Origin of the sequence: Halapricum sp. CBA1109 (genome assembly GCF_009741825.1) — an archaeon.
Lineage (GTDB): Archaea > Halobacteriota > Halobacteria > Halobacteriales > Haloarculaceae > Halapricum.
In genome coordinates, this window is the sequence record NZ_WPCA01000214.1 from 1 (window position 1) to 3,073 (window position 3,073).

Below are 3,073 nucleotides of genomic sequence, written 5' to 3' on the forward strand. Positions count from 1 at the left end.
CCATCGGCGTCCTCGTCGGCGCGTTGAGCGTCGGTTCTGCTCTCCCGCATCTCCTCCGGGGGGTCGGCGGCGTCGGCCGACCGCGACTCGTCCTCTACGGCGCGGCCGCGCTGGCGACCCTCGGCGGCGTCCTCGTCCTGTTCGTCAGGCCCGGGCCCCACCAATCGCCGACGGCGCCGTTCGACCCGCGGGCCATCAGTCGCCTGCTGGCCGACCGGCCGTCGATGCTCGCCAACGGCGGCTACTTCGGTCATATGTGGGAGCTGTACGCCGTCTGGACGTGGATGCCGGCGTACCTGCTGGCCAGTTTCGCCGCCAGCGGCGCGGTGGCAGACCCCCGCGGACGGCGGCCGCGCTGGCGACGTTCGGGATGATCGCCGCCGGCGGCGCGGGCGCGGCACTCGCGGGACCGCTGGCCGACCGCTACGGCCGGACGCCCGTCACCGTCGTCAGCCTCGCCCCCAGCGCGAGCGCCTGCCTCGGGGCCGGCGTCGTCTTCGGTCGCTCGCCGCTTGTGGTCGTCCCGTTCGTCCTCGCGTGGGGCGTGGTCGTCGTCGCCGACTCCGCGCAGTTCTCGGCGGCCGTCTCGGAACTCGCCGAGGGGAGCTACGTCGGGACGGCGCTGACCCTTCAGACCGCTATCGGCTTCCTGCTGACGACCGTCTCGATACAACTGCTCCCGACGGTCGCCGACGTGGTCGGTTGGCAGTGGGCGTTCGCCCCCCTCGCTGTCGGGCCCGTCCTCGGCGGCCTGTCGATGCTGCGGTTGCGTGCCCTCCCCGCGGCGCGGGAGTTGGCTGGTGGCCGGGGGTGAGCCCTACCCCTGCACCTGATCGCGGATGTCCTCCGGAACGCTCGGGTCCCGGAGCGTCGTCGTATCGCCGAGGTCGTCGCCGTTGGAGATGTTCTCGAGCAGGCGGCGCATAATCTTTCCCGACCGGGTCTTCGGGAGGTCCGCGACGACGACGACGGCATTGGGCCGCGCGAACTTCCCGATGTCGTCCTCGATGGCCGCGACTATCTTGTCCTCGATGCCCGCCCGGTCGACGCCGTCCCGCAGGGTGACGTAGACGTCCGGGACCTCGCCCTTCTCGGTGTCCTCGCGGGCGACGACCGCCGCCTCCGCTACCTCGGGGACCTCCGCGACGGCCGATTCGAGTTCCATCGTCCCGAGTCGGTGCCCGGCGACGTTCATCACGTCGTCCAGACGGCCGAGGATTCGATAGTAGCCGTCCTGTGCGTGGACGGCCCCGTCGCCGGCCTTGTACACCCAGTCCTCGGGGTCGTCGCTATCGACGTCAGAGAAGTCACGCCAGTACTCGTTTATGAACCGCTCGTCGTCGCCGTAGACGGTCTGGAGCATTCCGGGCCACGGCCGCTCGATGACGAGGTTGCCCGCCCGGCCGCTGGCGGGTTCGATGGGGTCGCCGTTGTCGTCGTATATCGCCGGCTGGATGCCCGGCGCGGGCTTGCCGGCGCTGCCCGGTTTCATATTGTCCAGCGCCGGGAGGTTCGTGATGAGGTGGCCGCCGGTCTCGGTCTGCCACCACGTGTCGACGATGACGGCGTCCTCGTCGCCGATGTGTTCGTAGTACCAGTTCCACGCTTCGGGTTGAATGGGTTCGCCGACGGTCGTCATATGCCGGAAGTCGAAGTCGTACCCCTCCAGATACTCCTCGCCCCACTTCATAAACATCCGGACTGCGGTCGGGGAGGTGTGGAAGATGTCCACGTCGTACTTTTCGGCCAGTTCCCACATCCGGCTCTTGTGGGGGTGGTCGGGCGTCCCCTCGTACATCACGCTGGTCGTCCCCAGCGCCAGCGGCCCGTAGACGATGTAGGTGTGGCCGGTGATCCAGCCGATGTCGGCGGCACACCAGTAGGTGTCCTCGGGCTTGATATCGAGGACGTACTTGCTGGTCCCGGCGGCGTAGGAGAGGTAGCCCCCGGTCCGGTGTTGACACCCCTTGGGCTGGCCCGTCGTGCCGGAGGTGTACATCAGGAAAAGGGGGTCCTCGGCGTCTCGCTCGACGGGGTCGACGCGGGCGCGTTCGTTGTTCGCCAGCAACTCCGAAACCAGCACGTCCCGGCCCTCGACGAGTTCGGCGTCGGGGTGGAGTTCGCCCTCGTGTCGCTCCCAGACGAGGACTTTGTCGACGTCTTTCTCGGCGGCTTCACAGGCCTCGTCGGCCTTTTCCTTGTGGTCGAGGAAGTCCCCGCGGCGGTAGTAACCGTCGGCGGTGACGACCACGTCGCTGTCGGCGTCGTCGATGCGGTCGGCCAGCGCCTGCGCCGAGAACCCGGCGAACACCTCCGAGTGTGGCGCGCCGATGCGGGCGCAGGCGAGCATCGTGATGGGCAGGGCGGGCAGCATCGGGAGGTGCAGTGTCACCACATCGTCCTCGGTGACGCCGGCTTCTTTCAGCGCCGCCGCCATCTTGTTCACCTCCCGATAGAGGTCCTGATAGGTGATGTTCCGCTGTTCGCCGCCCTCACCTTCCCACAGCAGAGCGGTCTGGTTCTTTCGCTCGTCGAGGTGGCGGTCGATACAGTTGTAGGAGGCGTTGAGCGTCCCGCCGGTGAACCACTCGAAGAAGGGCGGGTTCGAGTCGTCCAGCACCTCCTCCCAGTGGGAGTCCCAGTCGAGCAACTCGGCGTACTCCTCGAACCCCTCCGGGAACTCCTCGAAGCGGTCGTACACCGCCGGGTCCGTCACGTTCGCCTGTCCGACGAACTTCGACGGCGGACGATAGTACTGCTGGTCGGGGAGTCGTGCCTCCAACTGTGAATCATCATTGTCGACCATCGTATTTCTGCGTTTGCGGGTCACTCCTATGAAAGTATGCCCTGCATTCGGGTGCGGACGGTCGGTCTCCCGCCGGGCCTACTGCCGGTCGCGGACGGTGAACGTGACCGTCGTCCCGTCGTCGGTGTCGAACGAAAGCTCTCCACCCATCGTCCGGACGGCCCACGTGAGTTGCCACAGCCCCAGTCCGGTGCCGTGCCGGAGTGGTGTCTCGGTGCCCGAGTCGATGGCGTCGAGTTCGTCGTCGGGGGATGCCCGGGCCGTCGT

2 protein-coding genes and 1 pseudogene are annotated in these 3,073 nt (G+C 67.9%); 1 reads left to right on the forward strand and 2 read right to left on the reverse strand.

Annotated elements, in window-relative coordinates; translation table 11 throughout:
• A pseudogene (locus GJ629_RS18150) lies at positions 1-814 on the forward strand (MFS transporter); the annotation flags it as partial.
• Positions 815-817: 3 nt separating this feature from the next.
• Here the strand turns inward: GJ629_RS18150 and acs are convergent.
• Both acs and GJ629_RS16505 read right to left on the reverse strand, forming a co-directional pair.
• Positions 818-2,806, reverse strand: a complete 1,989-nt coding sequence (gene acs, locus GJ629_RS15215) for an acetate--CoA ligase (protein ID WP_157513770.1) — start codon at positions 2,804-2,806, stop codon at positions 818-820.
• Positions 2,807-2,884: 78 nt separating this feature from the next.
• A partial coding sequence (locus GJ629_RS16505) for a HAMP domain-containing histidine kinase (RefSeq protein WP_197428665.1) occupies positions 2,885-3,073 on the reverse strand: 189 nt, incomplete at its 5' end.